Annotated in this window: 15 protein-coding genes; 9 read left to right on the forward strand and 6 right to left on the reverse strand. The window is 39.7% G+C overall.

The features are described from left to right. Positions 1-244 precede the first annotated feature (244 nt). Both PSF28_RS02460 and PSF28_RS02465 read right to left on the reverse strand, forming a co-directional pair. Complete coding sequence (locus PSF28_RS02460) at positions 245-862, reverse strand: bifunctional 4-hydroxy-2-oxoglutarate aldolase/2-dehydro-3-deoxy-phosphogluconate aldolase (protein ID WP_210837363.1); 618 nt, start codon at positions 860-862, stop codon at positions 245-247. A gap of 12 nt (positions 863-874) precedes the next feature. After that, complete coding sequence (locus tag PSF28_RS02465) at positions 875-1,834, reverse strand: sugar kinase (protein ID WP_272665173.1); 960 nt, start codon at positions 1,832-1,834, stop codon at positions 875-877. Positions 1,835-2,071: 237 nt separating this feature from the next. On the opposite strand from PSF28_RS02465, the gene kdgR reads away from it, so the two are divergent. Beyond that, positions 2,072-2,851, forward strand: coding sequence for a DNA-binding transcriptional regulator KdgR (gene kdgR, locus PSF28_RS02470; protein ID WP_210837367.1), 780 nt, complete (start codon positions 2,072-2,074; stop codon positions 2,849-2,851). A gap of 19 nt (positions 2,852-2,870) precedes the next feature. Here kdgR and PSF28_RS02475 read toward each other — a convergent pair whose 3' ends face one another. Then, positions 2,871-3,791, reverse strand: a complete 921-nt coding sequence (locus PSF28_RS02475) for a chitinase (protein ID WP_272684579.1) — start codon at positions 3,789-3,791, stop codon at positions 2,871-2,873. A gap of 714 nt (positions 3,792-4,505) precedes the next feature. Between PSF28_RS02475 and PSF28_RS02480 the strand changes: the two genes are divergently transcribed. Beyond that, complete coding sequence (locus tag PSF28_RS02480) at positions 4,506-4,865, forward strand: hypothetical protein (RefSeq protein WP_247605338.1); 360 nt, start codon at positions 4,506-4,508, stop codon at positions 4,863-4,865. A 50-nt stretch (positions 4,866-4,915) separates the two neighbouring features. On the opposite strand, the gene PSF28_RS02485 is transcribed toward PSF28_RS02480, so the two are convergent. Further along, positions 4,916-6,958: a choline transporter gene (locus PSF28_RS02485; RefSeq protein WP_210837376.1), complete on the reverse strand. Its 2,043-nt coding sequence runs from the start codon at positions 6,956-6,958 to the stop codon at positions 4,916-4,918. A gap of 209 nt (positions 6,959-7,167) precedes the next feature. Here PSF28_RS02485 and betI point away from each other — a divergent pair, with 209 nt between their 5' ends. From betI to PSF28_RS02505, 4 genes are all read left to right on the forward strand, one after another. Then, positions 7,168-7,770: a transcriptional regulator BetI gene (gene betI / locus PSF28_RS02490; RefSeq protein ID WP_272684580.1), complete on the forward strand. Its 603-nt coding sequence runs from the start codon at positions 7,168-7,170 to the stop codon at positions 7,768-7,770. 22 nt (positions 7,771-7,792) lie between these two features. After that, positions 7,793-9,271, forward strand: coding sequence for a betaine-aldehyde dehydrogenase (gene betB, locus PSF28_RS02495; RefSeq protein ID WP_272684581.1), 1,479 nt, complete (start codon positions 7,793-7,795; stop codon positions 9,269-9,271). Between the two features lie 39 nt (positions 9,272-9,310). After that, positions 9,311-10,990, forward strand: coding sequence for a choline dehydrogenase (gene betA / locus PSF28_RS02500; protein WP_272684582.1), 1,680 nt, complete (start codon positions 9,311-9,313; stop codon positions 10,988-10,990). 369 nt (positions 10,991-11,359) lie between these two features. Next, on the forward strand, positions 11,360-13,615 hold the full coding sequence (locus PSF28_RS02505; protein WP_210837380.1) for a TonB-dependent receptor domain-containing protein: 2,256 nt from the start codon (positions 11,360-11,362) through the stop codon (positions 13,613-13,615). Between the two features lie 351 nt (positions 13,616-13,966). Here the strand turns inward: PSF28_RS02505 and cutA are convergent, their stop codons facing one another. Then, the gene (gene cutA / locus PSF28_RS02510; protein WP_210837381.1) at positions 13,967-14,314 is read right to left on the reverse strand and encodes a divalent-cation tolerance protein CutA; all 348 of its coding nucleotides are present in this window, start codon (positions 14,312-14,314) and stop codon (positions 13,967-13,969) included. A 639-nt stretch (positions 14,315-14,953) separates the two neighbouring features. Between cutA and PSF28_RS02515 the strand changes: the two genes are divergently transcribed. Then, positions 14,954-16,426 (forward strand): anion permease, encoded by a 1,473-nt coding sequence (locus tag PSF28_RS02515; RefSeq protein ID WP_004910038.1) that lies wholly within the window; start codon positions 14,954-14,956, stop codon positions 16,424-16,426. 76 nt (positions 16,427-16,502) lie between these two features. Here the strand turns inward: PSF28_RS02515 and PSF28_RS02520 are convergent, their stop codons facing one another. Further along, entirely contained in the window at positions 16,503-16,709 is a 207-nt protein-coding gene (locus PSF28_RS02520; protein WP_272684583.1) for a 3-oxoacyl-ACP synthase, read from the reverse strand. A gap of 357 nt (positions 16,710-17,066) precedes the next feature. Between PSF28_RS02520 and PSF28_RS02525 the strand changes: the two genes are divergently transcribed. After that, positions 17,067-17,939: a DMT family transporter gene (locus tag PSF28_RS02525; RefSeq protein WP_210837384.1), complete on the forward strand. Its 873-nt coding sequence runs from the start codon at positions 17,067-17,069 to the stop codon at positions 17,937-17,939. A 231-nt stretch (positions 17,940-18,170) separates the two neighbouring features. Continuing rightward, complete coding sequence (locus tag PSF28_RS02530) at positions 18,171-18,491, forward strand: hypothetical protein (RefSeq protein ID WP_004910043.1); 321 nt, start codon at positions 18,171-18,173, stop codon at positions 18,489-18,491. Positions 18,492-18,545 lie beyond the last annotated feature (54 nt).

Raw genomic sequence — 18,545 nt, forward strand, 5'->3', positions numbered from 1 at the left:
AATAATATAAACTTTATTGGTTTTCTTCTGCGAAAATAAAATGTATGCAGTTTCATTCAACTCTTATTTATTTGTAAATTATTTAAGTAAATCTATAATCTAAATTATTAGTAAATTGTATTATATTCTTTGATTAATTTGATAAAGCTAATAATTAAACAATATTTTAATGAACACGAACAACAAAAAAGCCCTTACCATCCAGTAAGGGCGTAATAACGACAACGAGATTTTTTATTGTTAATTAAATAGTTGCGGCTTCGGCAATGAGTTTGCCGAGCTCTTGCCAGTTCTCACTGTCAATAAGGTCATTGGGTACCATCCATGAACCGCCGCACACTAATACAGCAGGTAGTGCTGTGTATTCTTTTATATTTTTCACACCAATACCGCCAGTTGGCATAAACTTAACTGGGTAAACGGCGCTGAGTGCTTTGAGCATGGCAACCCCACCAGAGGCTTCGGCTGGGAAGAATTTCAAGGTGGTGAGATTAAATTCAAGGGCTTGTTCCACTAGGCTTGGGTTATTCACCCCAGGAATAATAATCACGTTCTTTTGTTGGCAATAAGCCACAATTTTCGGGTTAAAGCCCGGGCTGACGATAAAATCCACACCCGCTTCAATGGCTTGGTCAACTTGCTCTGTGGTTAATACGGTACCTGCAGCAATCAATAATTCAGGGTAGGCAGCACGCATATTTTTAATCGCTTGTACCGCGGCAGGGGTACGGAAGGTGACTTCAGCACATGGCAGACCATTTTCCACTAAGGCTTTTGCTAATGGCGCGCCATGCTCTGCATTATTGATGGTGATAACAGGAACAACATTGAGTTTCTTAATTTTTTCAAGTAATTGATTCATGGTTAAAGCCTCTTAACATTTTACTAAAGCAGTGATTGGCATGGCCTCGGATGGAATAATCGCTCCCCGGTGTTGGATGACGGTTCCAGCCAGTAAATGACCTGTTTTTGCCGCTTCGCATGGGTTGCCACCTAAAATACGGCAAGCAAGGTAGCCGGCACTGAAAGAATCCCCTGCGGCAGTGGTATCAACCACATGGCTTATTTTATTGGCAGGAACTTCAATGCGTTCGTTATCAATAACCACAAAACAGGCATCGGCACCGCGCTTAATCACAATCTCATTCACACCATATTGTTGGGTACGGGCAATTGCATCGGTTTCATCAATATCACCGTAAAGCAGTTGTTCGTCATCAAAGGTTAGAAAAGCGATCTCGGTTAACGTGAGAATTTGCTGGTATGCTTGTTGGGCGGCTTGTTTCGAAGGCCAAAGTGCTGGGCGATAGTTATTATCAAACACAATTTTGGCACCATGCTGCTTAGCTTGTTGTAACATTTCAAATAGTAACTGACGTGAAGCGTCAGGCAAAATGGCTAGGCTGATGCCACTTAAATAGATAAATTGTTGTGAATTTAGAATTTGCTGTGTGTGGGCTTTGCTGTTTTGATCAAGGCACACTGCATCAAGCCAAAATTTTGCCGCGGCATTATCTCGCCAATAGAAAAAACGACGTTCGCCATCGGCAGCGGTTTCGATCAAATACATTCCGGGCAAATGTTTGTCTGAAATAAACACTTCTTCAGTATTGATGCCTTCTTGTTGCCAACTGTTTAGCATTTGTTGGCTGAATGGGTCTTTGCCTAAACCGGTGATATAACGGGTTGTCACACCGTGATCTTTGGTTAAACGAGACAGGTATAGTGCGGTATTTAGTGTATCCCCACCAAACGTTTGTTTGTAAAGCTCACCCGATTTTTGCAACTCAACCATGCATTCGCCAATAACGGCAACTTGCGGATATGCACTCATTTTCACCACCGAATTAGTAAACTATTGCTGACTTGATAGTGCTATTAAAGCGCATTTCATTGCCAATTTCAATAAAAATGAAACGCCGTTTTAAAAATATCGAATCATCGTTCTTGTTTTTGTATGAAGAGACAATTATGCTACTCAAACTTAGGTGATATCAGTTAGTTTCGTTAATTTGGGGTATAATATTGCTATCAATTTATAGGCTGCAATTTATAGGATGATGGAAAGGTAATGGATAAGACAACACAAACGGATGCCGTATCAGCGGTAGTAAAGGTATTTAGTATTCTTAGTGCCCTTGGAGAGCAAAAGGAGATTGGTGTATCTGAATTGTCCCAACGTTTGTTGATGTCAAAAGCCACCACATTTCGTTTTTTGCAAACGATGAAGCAGTTGGGTTATGTCGAACAAGAAGGTGAAGCTGATAAGTATTCACTGACCTTGAAGCTCTTCGAATTAGGTGCGAAGTCCCTCGAGTATGTTGACTTAATCGAAATTGCGGATAAAGAAATGCGCCGCATTGGCCAACTGACTCATGAAGCAGTGCATTTGGGTGCATTAGATGAAGATGCCATTATTTATATCCATAAAATAGACTCGAGTTATAATTTGCGTATGTATTCACGAGTTGGGCGTCGTAACCCATTATATTGCACTGCAATCGGTAAGATTTTACTCGCTTGGCAAGATGAACAAGCGATTCGTCTAGCATTGAAAGATGAAACTTTCAGCCAAAAAACAGCCACGACGATTTTAACTCTAGAGGACTTGCTGGCGGAATTAGCCGTAGTGCGTGAGTGCCATTATGCGCAGGACCGAGAAGAGCAAGAGTTAGGTCTACGTTGTATTGCAGTACCGGTGTACGACCGGTTAGGTCATGTGATTGCAGGGTTATCGATTTCGTTTCCAACTATTCGTTTTGATGAACAACGCATTGGCGATTATGTCGAATTACTGAAAACAGCCGGGCGTAATATTTCACAGAAAATGGGGTATCACCAATATCCATAATATTGGTGATATGGGCTATTTATGAATTAAGTTGTTGAGTAAATAAATCAGTATATTCAAATTCATAGGTTTGTTCTGGGTTGCCAGAGCTGATGGCCTCTGGGAAAGGTTTATTTCCCGGGCGGTCACGGGTTAAACTCCACATTGACACCAAGTTAAGGCCATTATTTTTAGCAAATTCAGCGAGAATATTGACATCATTAAAGTTAAACATGGTGAGGTCATCATTGAGACCAATCATGGGTGTAATTTGTACATAATTATAGAGTTCGTTATCGTCTATCCCCGGGTATAGCGGTTTTAGTTGGTTTTTGATGCTATTGGCAGCTTTTACTGCTGCATCCCCAAGGCTCGTGATATTCGGGTCGTAGTAGTCCATTGCCATCCCATTAACCTTCATCATTAAACCCGCATCGACCGATTTTTTCACGAGTGCTAAGCCTGTGCTGGTTAGCCCTGTTGGCATAGTCGGCAAGGTTAAGCTGAGGGTGATTTGTGGATTATTATCTATAATGACTTTTAAGGCAGAAAATGCATTATCAGCATCGTACAGACCATTCTCGAAATCTAAATCAATATGTGAGGCGCTGAGTGTATCAATGGCTTCTTGGTAGGTGTTGATGAGCTGTTCTTGTGTTTGTACCAATGAAACATCTTGGTTAGCGGCTCCCCCAAATGAAACAGCAACTTTAACACCGCCTGCGATCAGTTCATCACACAAAGGTTTAGCCCAGCTAATGGGCATGGATGGCTGGGCTGACCATGCTGCTTTTTTATCCAATGTGGCGGTTAAAAAACCAAGAGACAGTATATCTACCCCATACTTAATAGCGGCTTGGCTATATTTGGCATTAGGTCTGCCATTTGGGTAATTTTGCCAATCATTCCAAGTTGCATCAACACTGATATCCATATAAGGACCAAAATAAGTTTTATGCATTGTATATCCTTAGTTTATTAATTTATAAAAGGAAATTTCAGCCTATGCTCTGCGGCGTAATTGATAGAACAAGGTCACTTTTATAGAAAATAGACTCTGGAACAAGAACAAAAATTATTAGTAACCTAATAGGTTATAGGTCGGTTTTGATCATGGAAATGGACGTGATTCGCTGTCGACTGCGTTCAGAAAGCCGGATCATAAACTTATATTTGCTTATTCGCCTACCTCTACTTTTTATCTAGGAGCTGGCGCTTTGCCTTCTTTCAAATTTGTATTACCCCACGCAGCAGGGACACTTAGATTGTCATTTGCATCATCATATGCTGCGTAAACACCCTTTTTGAGATTAATATTTCATTTTCACATTGTCATAAAAACAACCAATAGATTTAAAATAAACCCATTATGGAACTAATTAATTATTCTGATTTGTTTTGAAGTTGAGCTTATATACGTGGACAAAATTGAAGGGGATAACAAGGTTAAAAAATAACAAAAATTAATGGGTGTTGTGGGGTGATGGTTGGTGGAAAAACACCCTTATTATTCTGATAAGCCATTAACAACGATGTATCAATCAATTGATTTAATAACTCATGTAAATTACTTATTTGAATATTAAGGTTTTTATAAATTTCACTTATTATTATACAACATTCGGTGTTGCTGCTGACATATAATATTCGCTTATGGACACAGCAGGAAATTGATATGTTTAAAAAGGTTATTGTTATTATTTTTCTTTGTTTCACTTCTTATGGCTTTGCCAGCGACTTTACATTTAAAGAGAAGTCACCCGCTGATCGCGAGTTTGATAAAGACTACCAAGGAATTAAAGAATTACAGGCACAACAAAAGTTTGTCTTTGACCCCAAAAAGAAACTTTCTCAAGAAGAGCAAAGTTATCAAGCGTTGTTAGAGCAGCGAAATACAGATGAAAACGCGTTTCCACAGCGCTTTAATGTGTGTGATGTTAACCCGACGGGAGCAGGGTGCCCTAATTCAATGGCTTGGATGAATGACCGCGAGCAAATGAAAAAAATGCTGGAGCAAGCGGGTCGTCCCTATTAACTATTGGTTTGTGTTGATTCTAAGGGAGCATAGCCCCCTTAGAGATCATATTATACAGATTCAGGGAATGTTAAGGTTGCACCGGGAGCTTCACGGCTTAAATGAATGAAATTCATATGTTTTTCATATTGGTCGAGAATATCACTGATAACCTGTTCTTTGGTGTAATCCATTAAATCATTCCCTTGCGAGCCTTCCCATAAGAAAGTTTCTAAGCGGTAATAATGGGATTTTCCTGAACGTGCGCGATAGGTAAAACCAGGAACTGAATAGCGCTGAGGCCATACTTGGTAAATAAAGCTTTGTTCTTCACCAAGGTCGACCGTTAACTCTAAATGGTCTAATCGCTCATCAGCAATCGGTGGTAAGGTGTTAAATTCCACTTTTGCCCCCCTTAAACTGAGCTCTTTTGCCACTTCTTGCATGGCTGGAATACAGACTAAATCAAGCATTCTCTGGGTATACGTTGTTCCGGGGAAATTCATCACTCGTCCTAAACGCTGTTTCCAATTGAGTGTTCCATTGCCATACAGTGGTGCTGGCGCATTGGTATTTAATGAACTGACCCGTCTAAAGTCCTCAACTTTTAATGACTTATATAGCCCAGCCATAATAAAGAAGATAACAAAACTAAATGGTAAGCCCATGATCACTGTCGTATTTTGTAACGCAGCGACGCCATCTGTCATTAACATCCCTAAGGTGAGTAAACCAATCGCGACAGACCAAAAAATCCGCAACCAATTGGGCGCATCGTTGTTAATATCGCTGAGTTTTGAGGTGAAATTGCCTAATACCAAAGAACCGGAGTCCGCTGAGGTAACATAGAATAACAGCCCAGTAATTGTGGCAACGGAGGCGGTTAGGCCAAAGCCAGGGTAAAGTTCAAGTAGTGAATAGAAGCCTTTTTCGGGAGCGTCGAGCACGGTTTTGGCAAGTTCGCTATTACCGTGAATGATTTCATACAATGCACTATTACCAAAAATAGATAACCACAATAGTGTGAAAACAAACGGGATGATTAAAGTACCAATCACAAATTGTCGAATGGTTCTACCGCGAGATATACGCGCGAGGAATAAGCCAACAAACGGCGACCATGCGACCCACCATGCCCAGAAAAACAGCGTCCAGCTATTCATCCAATCGGTTGGGCGATCAAAGGCAAAGCTGTTGAGAGTCATACCCATAAAGCGATTGATATAGTCCCCCACATTCAGCACTAAGGCATTAAGTAAGAACTCGGTATCGCCGACAAATAAAATAAACAAAATCAAACCAAATGCTAAAAGCACATTGAGCTCTGATAATACGCGAATGCCTTTATTCACTCCTGATGTGGCGGAGATCACTGCCATAATCACCGATAGCAGAATCAATCCACTTTGCACGGGAAGCCCTTGAGGTAAATCGAATAATACTTTGAGGCCATAATTTAGCTGAACAACACCGATCCCCAGAGTTGTTGCGATACCGAAAATCGTCCCTAGTACTGCAGCAATATCCACGGTGTGGCCAATCGGGCCGTCAATCCGTTTGCCAAAAATAGGATAAAGTGCGGAGCGAATGGTTAACGGCAAGTTATAACGATAACTGAAATAACCCAGTGCAATTCCCATTAAGGCATACATAGACCAGCCCGTTAGGCCATAGTGGAACAGGGTCCACACCATCGCCTGACGAGCTGCTTCTAAGGTTTCGCCTTCACCCGTTGGTGGCAGCATATATTGGGTAACCGGTTCAGCGACAGAGAAAAACATTAAGTCGATACCGATTCCTGCGGCGAATAGCATCGCAGACCAACTGAGTACGCTAAATTCAGGTTTAGATTGCTCGGGGCCGAGCTTGATATTACCAAAGCGCGAAGTGGCAACGAAAATCACGAAAACAATATAAAGCGTCGCTGCTAACAGGTAATACCAACCAAAGGTTTTGGATACCCACCCAAGGGCGGCAACGATCCACTGATTTGCTGTTTCGGTCATTAAGATGGTGAAAAAAGAAAACGCCAGAATAAGACCGGCGGAAGTAAAAAAAACCACAGAATTCAATTTATCCTTCTGCTTATTTTTTGGACTATTTTGAGATGTCATTGGTAGTTCCACATTTTTATTTATTTAACAGGTTAAAATTACTTTCTTAGCTAATTAATTGATTTATTAGCAAAGATTTGATTTTCGTTATCCTCTCTTTTATGTTAATTGTGAATGAATTGTTGTAAACAATAGTTAATATTGATTGAACATTCAATTAAAAAAACGTTTAATACAAGGGATCAATGTATTTTTTAGGTTCAAATACCATGCCGAAGATAGGAATGCAGTCGATACGTAAACAACAGTTAATTCAAGCCACATTGGCAGTGATTAATGAAGTTGGAATGCAGGAAGCCAGTTTTGTGTTAATTGCCCGTAAAGCCGGGGTTTCTACAGGAATTATTAGCCATTATTTTCGTGATAAAAATGGCTTACTTGAAGCTACTATGCGGCATATTCAATATCAATTGGGGTTTGCGGTAGCAATACGCTTACGCATGTTAGCTGGGGCGGAGCCAAAATTGCGCATTCAAGCAATTGTTGAAGGCAACTTTGACCCAACGCAAACCAGTGAGGCGGCGATGAAAACATGGCTAGCCTTCTGGGCTAGCAGTATGCATCAACCAAATTTAAATCGTTTACAACAGGTCAATGACCGGCGTTTGTATTCAAATTTAAGTTATGAATTTGGGCGAGTGTTAAGCAAAGCGGATGCACGGATGGCCGCGAAGGGGCTAGCTGCTTTAATTGATGGCCTATGGTTACGGAGTGCTTTGAGTAATGAACAATTTCCTGTCGAGGATGCACTCAAAATCACCAACGAGTATATCGATATGCAACTGAAACGTGCAGAGGTTATCGGAACCTAATCACCCACTCAGAGGAGATAATATGCAACATCCACCGATACATAAGCTTTATATTCATGGTGGTTATGTCGACAGTTCACAACCTGAATGCGGGCAATTTCCTGCAATCAACCCTGCAAATGGCGAAACTATCGCGCATTTGCAGTCTGCGACGCTTGAAGATATCCAATGGGCGGTAGAAAGCGCCAAACAAGGCCAGAAAGTATGGGCGGCAATGACCGCAATGGAACGCTCACGTATTTTACGCCGTGCGGTGGATATCTTACGGGAACGTAACGACGAGCTGGCTTACCTCGAAACGCTTGATACGGGGAAACCACTTTCTGAAACTCGTTATGTGGATATCGTTACAGGGGCGGATGTCCTTGAATACTATGCAGGGTTAATCCCTATGCTTGAAGGGCAGCAGATCCCTCTGCGTGATAGCGCATTTGCTTATACCCGCCGTGAACCGCTGGGGGTGGTGGCAGGGATTGGCGCATGGAATTACCCTATTCAAATCGCATTATGGAAGTCTGCTCCAGCACTGGCAGCAGGTAATGCCATGGTGTTCAAACCCAGTGAAGTCACTTCGTTAACGGCCTTAAAGTTGGCTGAAATCTATACGGAAGCGGGCGTGCCAGCAGGGGTATTTAACGTGGTGACCGGGCAAGGCGGTGAAGTGGGCCAATGGTTAACAGAGCACCCTGATATTGCCAAAGTTTCATTCACAGGGGGGATCGCAACGGGTAAAAAAGTGATGGCGAATGCGTCAGCCTCTTCATTAAAAGAGGTGACGATGGAACTAGGCGGTAAATCACCCCTGATTATTTTTGATGATGCAAACTTAGATAAAGCCGCGGATATTGCCATGATGGCGAATTTTTATAGTTCAGGCCAAGTGTGTACCAATGGAACACGGGTTTTTGTCCCTGAATCGCTTAAATCGCAGTTTGAAGACAAGGTCATTGAGCGTGTAGCTCGGATTAATATAGGTTCACCCACTGACGAAAATACTAACTTTGGGCCATTAGTCAGTTTTGCTCACATGGAAAATGTGCTGCGTTATATTGCGTTAGGTAAACAGCAAGGCGCGAAATTATTGTGTGGTGGTGAACGCTTAATGGATGGTGATTTTGCACAAGGTGCGTATGTTGTACCAACGGTATTCACTGATTGCCACGATGAAATGCAGATCACGCAGGAAGAAATTTTTGGTCCTGTAATGAGTATTTTGAGTTATCAATCAGAAGATGAAGTGATTGCTCGTGCAAACAATAGCGTCTATGGGCTTGCAGCTGGGGTCGTGACACAAGATTTAACACGCGCACATCGGGTTATCCATCAATTAGAGGCTGGAATTTGTTGGATTAATACATGGGGTGAATCACCAGCTCAAATGCCTGTGGGCGGATATAAGCATTCTGGCGTTGGTCGTGAAAATGGCGTAATGACACTGCAAAATTATACACAAGTGAAATCCATTCAAGTGGAGTTAGGGGAATTTACATCCGTTTTTTAATCACATCATTTTAATTTGACTGAAACAGAGGAGATAACAATGGTCTATGACTATATTATTATCGGTGCTGGTTCAGCCGGTAACGTTCTTGCTACCCGCCTGACAGAAGATCCTGATGTTACTGTGCTGCTCCTTGAAGCAGGTGGACCGGATTATCGGTTCGATTTTCGCACACAAATGCCAGCGGCATTAGCGTACCCATTACAAGGGCGACGTTATAATTGGGCTTATGAAACTGACCCTGAACCACATATGGATCACCGCCGTATGGAGTGTGGCCGTGGAAAGGGGCTTGGTGGCTCATCATTGATTAATGGGATGTGTTACATCCGAGGGAATGCTCTAGACTTTGACGGTTGGGCAGAGGCGCCCGGGTTAGAAGATTGGCATTATCTTGATTGTTTACCTTATTTTAGAAAAGCGGAAACACGTGATATTGGTCCTAATGATTACCACGGCGGAGATGGCCCTGTTAGTGTGACGACGCCGAAGAATGGCAATAATGTGTTGTTTCATGCGATGGTGGAAGCAGGTGTACAAGCAGGGTACCCGCAAACAGATGATTTAAATGGGTTTCAGCAGGAAGGCTTTGGTCCGATGGATCGCACAGTCACACCACAAGGGCGACGTGCTAGCACCGCAAGAGGGTATTTGGATCAAGCGAAAGGGCGAAGAAATATCACCATTGTGACACATGCGACAACAGATACCATTGAGTTTGAAGGGAAAAAAGCGGTTGGTGTGAAGTATTACCAAGGCCAGAGCACGGCATCTACGGTGGTGAAAGCCCGTAAAGAAGTATTATTGTGCGCGGGGGCGATAGCGTCACCGCAAATCTTGCAGCGCTCTGGCGTGGGGCCTGAAGATGTTTTAGCTGAATTTAATATTTCGCCTGTCCATGTTTTACCCGGTGTTGGGCAAAACCTGCAAGATCACCTTGAAATGTATTTGCAGTATGAATGCAAACAGCCTGTTTCATTATATCCTGCATTAAAATGGATTAATCAGCCCAAAATCGGTGCGGAATGGCTATTTAAAGGTACTGGAATTGGGGCAAGTAACCAATTTGAAGCGGGTGGATTTATTCGTACCAGTGAAAAATTTGCATGGCCAAATATTCAATTCCACTTTTTGCCTGTGGCGATTAACTACAATGGCAGTAATGCAGTCAATCAGCATGGTTTTCAAGCTCATGTGGGCTCAATGCGCTCCCCTAGTCGAGGTCGTGTTCGCTTAAAATCTTTAGACCCAAGGCAACATCCGAGTATTTTGTTTAATTACATGTCATCGGAACAGGATTGGGAAGAGTTCCGTGCTGCTATTCGTATTACCCGTGAAATTATGGCTCAGCCTGCACTTGACCCATATCGCGGAGAGGAAATAAGCCCTGGAAAACAGGTTAGTACAGATGAAGAGCTAGACGCATTTGTCCGCGAAAGAGCAGAAACCGCTTTTCACCCATGCGGAACCTGTAAAATGGGTCATGATGATATGGCGGTAGTTGATGGTGCAGGACGAGTTCACGGTATTGAAAATTTACGTGTTATCGATGCATCTATTATGCCGTTGATTATTACCGGAAATTTAAATGCAACGACCATCATGATCGCGGAGAAAATTGCCGATAAAATTCGAAACCGTCCTCCATTACCGACTAGTGATGCAGACTATTATGTCGCAGGTGATAGGTCGGTGAGAACCCCGCCATTACACGATTAGCCTATTCACGCAATTTTTATGTATAAAGCGATTGATATTTATATCAGTCGCTTTTTTTTATGCGATTAAAGAATAAAGGTAAGTCAATTAACACTAATAATCTTAATGATAATGCAAATGATATTCATTATGATCTTGATCATTATTATCATTGGTGTATATTCCAAGGCTTATTAATATTCACAAGGGAAATGAGTACGTAACCATTCAATAAATAAGGTTTTTCGGACTAGTTACATCTATGGCATAGCACTTAAATTTACTTTAAATGCATAAATGGAAAAGTATAAAAAATGTATCCTCACATCTTTTATACGCTATTTCTTCACGTCTATCTAATCATCATTAATTAATGAAGGCATTACTTAAATGATATTTCAAAATAAAAACATAATTAGCTTAATTATTATATGTTCTTCAAGCACAGCATTAGCGAATCAAACCAATACCACAACTCAAAAAGATAAACTTCTCGTCACAGCCAGCAAAATAAAGTCAAATAGCAAGCAAATAGACGCCAATGATATTTCTACAGTAAGAGGAACGACCAATTCAGATATATTTGCCAATGAAACTTCATTGCAAGTTAATAATGCACGAAATGAAGCCGGTGCACTGGATATCGGTATTCGAGGATTACAAGGAAACGGGCGAGTCCCTATTATCATTGATGGCAGTTTGCAATCAACCAACACTTGGCGTGGTTACCAAGGAAGTACAGATAGAACTTATGTGGATATGGATTTAATCGATACAATTGAGATCGAAAAAGGGGCTTCGATGAGTAAATTCTCAGGAGGAGCCATCGGAGGTACGGTTAAATTAAAAACATTATCAGCAAATAGTATTATTCCTCAAGGTGACCAATTTGGTTTCTTATTTAAGGGGAATATTTACAATAATAACCGACGCCCGACCATTGCTTCAGATGAAAAAGGTGAGTCTGGGTATCGTGTTTCAAACGGTGTTAAGAATTCGCATTTTAATAATGGCTCAGTAACCGCGGGCGTTGCTTATCGTAATGACAAGTTTGATGTGTTAATTGCCCATAGCGATAGAAAGCAAGGGAATTACTTTGCTGGGAAAAATGGTTATCACAAATATTCCAATGCAGATGCCCCGATAAAACCTGGGCAAGAAGTGGTTAATACCAGCTATGAAAGTCAGTCAACATTATTAAAAACTAATATTTATCTTAACCCATACTCAAGTATTGAATTAAATTACCGCCATCATGAACAAAAAGCAGGCGAGGTTTTAGCGGCGTATTGGTACCAATTCGATGGAAAAATGCCGCAGTGGTCATTAGGTAGTGCAGATATTGATACTGCCTCTTTAAACTATTCTTATAAACCCGATTCATTATGGGTAGACATGAATTTAGGTCTTTGGTGGACAAAAGGTAAATTTAAACAACGTAATGGCACAACGGATGATGTTACCGCGCACTACGGTAATCAATATCAGCATCGCTATACCGATGAACGAATGGGTTTTAACTTAGAAAATACCTCTGAGTTTGCAGATTATCCTATCGATATCACTTATGGTTTGGAATATATGCAACAAAAATCAAAGCCATTGACTAAAACCTATCAACCGATTTGGACGCCAGAAGGAACCATACCCGGTGAGGAGTTAGATCCTGTAACGCGTAATGCTAAAGGAACGAATAAATCGGCCTTTACCAATATGGCATACAAAGGGGAATGGGTGAGTACTTTAGTTGGGTGGCGTATTCACGCTTTCGATGTTGATGACCATGTTTTAGGTAAAAGTATTAGCTATGGTCCGAAAAATGATTTAATGGGTGAGTTACGTTTTCATGTGACTAATGAATTTGATATTTATACCAAATATTCTGATAGCTATAGAGAACCGAGCTTATTCGAGACCACAGCATCAGGGCAAACCTACTCTTATTCTCCAGATGTTCCATTAAAACCAGAACATGCTAAATCATTTGAAGTTGGAATGAATGTAGAAAAAGAAAACCTTATATTTGATGAAGATAATACTAAATTACGTGTGGCTTATTTTAATAATGATATAAAGGGTTATCTCTCTCAAGGAGTGAATCCAACGGGCGTATATCACCCTTATATCGTGATGAAAAACTACGATAGTTTCAAGCTCTCAGGTTATGAAATTGAACTGAAATACGATTCTAATTATGCATTTGGTTCCTTCGATGCAACTTTTTATAACAATTCTGAGTTATGTTCACGAGACGAAATGGAGTTAGGTCGCCTTCCTACTGCATGTAATTCAGTTGGATTTGCTTGGGGGTTATCACCTTCACGTATTCCACCGAAAAAGGTTGTGACCGGAGTTGTTGGGGTGAAAATGTTTGACCAAAAATTACAAACAGGTTTGCGAGTTCGTTATAACTCAGGCAAAGACTACCCTCATGAGTGGTTAGTGGGAACCGCTGCGGCCCCAGTAACTAAGCTGTACTCAACTACGACATTTGATTTGTTAGGCAAATATCATGTTTCGAAAAATATTCATGTGAATTTTAATATTGATAACCTAACTAATCGCTATGCATTTGACCCAGGAACTGTGATTTATATGCCTATCCCTGGGAGAACGTTTAGGCTTGGTTTGGAAGCAACGTTTTAGTTAATTTCGTGATTATTACCTTAGGTTTATATTAGCCTAAGGTAATATAGAATTCTTTATATGGCTTTAATAGATTAATTTTTATGGTAATTTAAATAAAATAGAGTGCGATGTTGTTTATTAGTTGCGCTTCTTATGATTTTTTCTTCGGGGTTAAGGAATATACGCTAGTCAATTTTAGACAAAAAAAACCTCCAAATATTTAAGGAGGGAAAATAAATATAAAGCGAGCCTATTTATATAGCATTAATTTACGATAAACCATAGCCGACCAGTTGAATTAATTTATACAAAAACGACATTAACTCACAATTTATAGCGTTTTAGTTATTCAATTTAGATGAACATCTATTATTTAACAGAGTTAATCAGCCATTGTAGATAATTATCTTCAATTTGGCTTGGGTCTAAGCGAATGAGCTCTGGGGTATCATATGGGTGTATTTTTTTTATCTCATTAAACAAATTGAGTTGATTTCCTTGAGTCGTTTTGATCAATAGTAAGATCTCCTTATCTTGTGTGATATTGCCATGCCATAGATAAACGGATGTTATTTCTGGGAGTAGAGAAACACATGCAGCTAAACGATTAGCTAACAAATGTTGGGTTATTTTAATTGCACTTTCATGGCTATTGGTCGTACATAACACAATACATGGACGTTGAGCATTTGTGGTGTAAATGTTATCAGTGGGCATTTTATTTCCTTATTAGTCATATTTGGATGTGTTTTGTTACTCATATAAGATTAGAGATAAAAAGTGTATGAGAACAAAGGATAATCACTATAAGTGTTTTTTAGCATTATCAGATTAGATAATAACTAATATTAATTAAGCAGAGAGTATTGGTTCAATAGTAAAGCGTGCATTTTTTAATCAATCATTATCATTATTATGATTTTTTATATATTCAACATAATTTAGAATATTTCTTGATTTTATTTTATTAATTCGATTCAGCAATCATAAATTGAGGGTTCGCTATAAAAATAATTGAAATTTTAGTATATTAAGAAACAAATTTGATTATACGAAAAATGCGAGTGTATGTGTTGCTAGCCTAGTAACAAAGCAAATAATAAGCCCAGTTTTATTCTTACTCTTATTAATGTAAGAATAAGCTTATTTTTGTGTGCAAGATATATCAGAAGATTAATTGCTGAAATAATATATTACGTATTGTTACAAATTAGTTTGAGTTTTTATCATAAAAGAATCTACGTACTGATAAATATCAAGGTTTTTGAGCTATATATTGTTAACCTAAAGATAAAATTAGAATATATAACTGAAATTACTCTGTATTTCCATCTTTAAACGTGTATGGATAACCTTATGAATAAACTGACACCTTTAAAACCTGTTCCAACTCTAATCGCAGTTGCTATAACATTAATTATTTGGTTTTTAATTCCTGTTCCTGAAGGCGTTAATCCAAATGCGTGGCATCTTTTGGCATTATTTGTCGGCACAATCGCTGCCATTATTGGTAAAGCTTTACCGATAGGGGGTGTTTCTATTGTCGCAATTTCATTAGTTGCAGCTACAGGAGTCACTAATCCTGAATCAACCAAAGGGGCAATTGCGGATGCTTTAAGTGGTTTTTCTAATGACCTAATCTGGTTAATTGGTATTTCTATTATGGTTTCCATGAGCTTGAATAAAACAGGCTTAGGGGCAAGGATAGGTTATTATGTCATTTCTTTATTTGGTAAAAAAACATTGGGTATTGCTTATTCATTGGCAATAGCAGAAACAATTTTGGCTCCTGTGACACCAAGTAATACTGCACGAGGTGGGGGAATTATTCACCCAATCATGCGCTCGATTTCAGATAGTTTTGGGTCAAAGGCCGAAGATGGAACTGCAGGTAAAATAGGGCGCTACTTATCACTCGTTAACTACAATATTAACCCAATCACTTCTGCAATGTTTATTACGGCGACAGCTCCCAATCCATTAATTGTTAGCTTGATAATTAGCGAAACTAGCCAAGAAAATGAATTAACTTGGGGAATGTGGGCTATTGCAGCATTTGTTCCAGCCATCGTGTCATTAATATTAATGCCTTTGGTTATCTATTTTATGTATAAACCGGAAATTACCTCAACACCGGATGCACCAAATTTTGCCAAAGAACGTTTGCAGCAGTTAGGCCCAGTTTCATTGCCTGAAAAAATAACGCTCGGTGTTTTTGGGTTATTACTTTTGATGTGGGCTGGTGTACCTGCGATGATTTTTGGGCCTGCATATAGTGTTAATGCTACCACAGCCGCCTTTATTGGGTTGAGTATTCTATTAGCGACAGGGGTCATTAATTGGGATGACGTGCTAAAAAACAAAGGGGCTTGGGATACGGTTGTCTGGTTCTCCGCTTTAGTGATGATGGCGAGTTTCTTAGGAAAACTCGGTCTCATTAAATGGATGTCATTAACAGTTGGTGCAACCATTGATGGAATGGGCATTAGCTGGGTATGGGGAATGTTAATTCTTGTTTTAATTTATGTGTATTCCCATTATTTCTTCGCGAGTACAACGGCGCATATTACGGCAATGTATGCGGCATTTTTCTCCGCGGGTTTAGCACTTGGCGCTCCACCAATGTTATTGGCCTTAACGTTAGCATTCTCATCATCACTAATGATGTCATTAACACATTATGGTACAGGAACAGCCCCGATTATCTTTGGGTCAGGTTATGCCACTCTTGCTGAATGGTGGAAAACCGGTTTTGTCATGAGTGTGGTTAACTTAGCCATTTGGTTCTTCATTGGTAGCGTTTGGTGGAAATTCTTAGGTTATTGGTAATTAGCTGAATTAGTTATTAAAAACAACCAATAGAAATCGGGCTATCGGCTCGATTTCTTCTTTTTAATATCCCTTGCTACAAAGAAGTGGCTATTGTGACAACAAGGTCACTTATTATAGAAATCAACATCACTTTCCCCCAACTAAAGACTGACGATGTTTTTAATGCGTGTTGCCATAACAGACTTATTTCATCGGCATGTGCATACTTTCTTTTATTGATCGCCATCTTTATTTTTTTGATTGTATCGTTATCTATTGGTAATGTTTTTTGAATAACCATGCTATGACCTTCCATTAAGTTGAAGATGAAACTTCAATCGGTAAGATTGACACTGTTCGCCTGTATTAATTATCTCAGGTCATACAAGAAGAAAAATTGATGAGCTTTTATGCAAACTTCCTCTTTTATCCTATTTGAAATGAGACTTAATCTATTTAATAAGGAAAAAGGTAGCTTAGGAGAAAAATCCTCTTTATTAAGAGGAAATGGCTCTTGATTTAAGGTTACATTTATTATTTTTTGGCGAGATATTTTTTATTTAGAGAAGTCGGAGATAAAGGCCATAAATGTGATTGGTTTACATGCAAAAGCCAGTATGATGTAGCTGCGAGTCAGTTAATTTATTCAGAGGAACACATGTATTCACAAAGAAAGGCAGAATTTTTCTTGGTGCTTACCACGATAATTGCAGCTTGGGGATGGGTGTTTTCCCGAGAAGCTGTGCAGGGAATGCCAATATTTGCCTTTCTTGGTAGCCGTTTTTTACTCGCTGCTATCATTTTAGCCCCTTTTTGCCGAGGGAAAAAAAATAGAATAACGGTGAAGCAATTACCAAAAATATTAATGACAGGCGGTTGGATGTCACTAAATATGGCGCTCTGGATCCACGCGGTGGCAATAACAGACTCAATTGGCGAAGGGGCTTTTATCATGAGCCTCGCTATGTTATTTGTTCCGTTAGTCGCATGGGCCATTTTAAAAAATAAACCTGTCCGTTATTTCTGGGAAGCACTCCCTGTTGCGGTATTAGGACTGGCATGCTTAACCTTATTTAAGGCTCAACTTGAATTTAAAGCAAGTCAACTGTGGTTTCTTGGCGCGGCAATTGTCCAAGCTATCTATTTTTGTTATACCAGTTTATATACTCGAACAATTCCTCTTTTACCGTTAACGGCCATTCAACTTGCTTGTACAGGAATGACAGGGCTTGTCTTGTCATTCTTTTTAGAAGAGTGGCCGAGCAGCATGACAATGCCTACCATGATGTGGTTTATTGCTAGTGTGGTGATAGCAACGAGTTTACGCTTTGTGTTACAGCTTATTGGCCAAAAAAATACCACAGCAGGAAATGCGGCAATTATTATGATCCTTGAACCCGTGATGACCGTTTTTGTCGCGGCTATTTGGTACCATGAAAGAATGCCTTTTATCCAAATTGTGGGGTGTGTGCTAATTTTATCGTCATTATTCTACTATCGATGGCGCTGTTCTAATTCATTACCAAGGTAAAATACACATAATAAAAAAATGGGTTAATACAGCTTTTTTACCAGAAAACAGCTATGATTGTTATGAATAGTCAGTGATAGGGATATTAATCTTAATAAGAACGTCTTATTTTGCGTATTAAGATTAATGGTATTGAAAATATAAACGATATATCCAAAATAGCGTGAACTAGGAATAATAGCGGTTTATTATTATCACCTTAGTTAAAGCTGAATAGGAAATGGGCATAAAATGAAAAAATTAGCATTAATATTAGGTATGGCGGGAGCGATGGTTGTGTTGTCTGCATGTTCTGATGAAAAATCAGAAATTGCGGAGTACAAAGAGAATTTTGTGAATACCTGTGTTGTTGCATCAGGAAACCCGCAAGGTGAAACGGCAAATGCGGTCAGTGCAATTTGTGGTTGTGCCTACGATAAAACAATTGAAAAGTATGGTTTAGCTGAGTTTAAACGTATGGATGCGGAATTAGAAAAATCAGGTACTGCAGAACCTGAATTCCAAAAAACCATGATTGAATTTGTTCAACAGTGTTCGACTAACGCGCGTTAATTGTTTATTACTCGCAGCTATTTATTATCAATCAACAATAGCTGCGAGTTTATT

This window comes from Providencia sp. PROV130, assembly GCF_028482225.1.
Classification (GTDB): Bacteria; Pseudomonadota; Gammaproteobacteria; order Enterobacterales; family Enterobacteriaceae; genus Providencia; species Providencia rettgeri.

Coding starts and splice junctions, on each gene's coding strand:
- PSF28_RS02460 (WP_210837363.1), bottom strand. CDS start 862: ATGAATCAATTACTTGAAAAAATTAAGAAACTCAATGTTGTTCCTGTT.
- PSF28_RS02465 (WP_272665173.1), bottom strand. CDS start 1,834: ATGAGTGCATATCCGCAAGTTGCCGTTATTGGCGAATGCATGGTTGAG.
- kdgR (WP_210837367.1), top strand. CDS start 2,072: ATGGATAAGACAACACAAACGGATGCCGTATCAGCGGTAGTAAAGGTA.
- PSF28_RS02475 (WP_272684579.1), bottom strand. CDS start 3,791: ATGCATAAAACTTATTTTGGTCCTTATATGGATATCAGTGTTGATGCA.
- PSF28_RS02480 (WP_247605338.1), top strand. CDS start 4,506: ATGTTTAAAAAGGTTATTGTTATTATTTTTCTTTGTTTCACTTCTTAT.
- PSF28_RS02485 (WP_210837376.1), bottom strand. CDS start 6,958: ATGACATCTCAAAATAGTCCAAAAAATAAGCAGAAGGATAAATTGAAT.
- betI (WP_272684580.1), top strand. CDS start 7,168: ATGCCGAAGATAGGAATGCAGTCGATACGTAAACAACAGTTAATTCAA.
- betB (WP_272684581.1), top strand. CDS start 7,793: ATGCAACATCCACCGATACATAAGCTTTATATTCATGGTGGTTATGTC.
- betA (WP_272684582.1), top strand. CDS start 9,311: ATGGTCTATGACTATATTATTATCGGTGCTGGTTCAGCCGGTAACGTT.
- PSF28_RS02505 (WP_210837380.1), top strand. CDS start 11,360: ATGATATTTCAAAATAAAAACATAATTAGCTTAATTATTATATGTTCT.
- cutA (WP_210837381.1), bottom strand. CDS start 14,314: ATGCCCACTGATAACATTTACACCACAAATGCTCAACGTCCATGTATT.
- PSF28_RS02515 (WP_004910038.1), top strand. CDS start 14,954: ATGAATAAACTGACACCTTTAAAACCTGTTCCAACTCTAATCGCAGTT.
- PSF28_RS02520 (WP_272684583.1), bottom strand. CDS start 16,709: ATGGTTATTCAAAAAACATTACCAATAGATAACGATACAATCAAAAAA.
- PSF28_RS02525 (WP_210837384.1), top strand. CDS start 17,067: ATGTATTCACAAAGAAAGGCAGAATTTTTCTTGGTGCTTACCACGATA.
- PSF28_RS02530 (WP_004910043.1), top strand. CDS start 18,171: ATGAAAAAATTAGCATTAATATTAGGTATGGCGGGAGCGATGGTTGTG.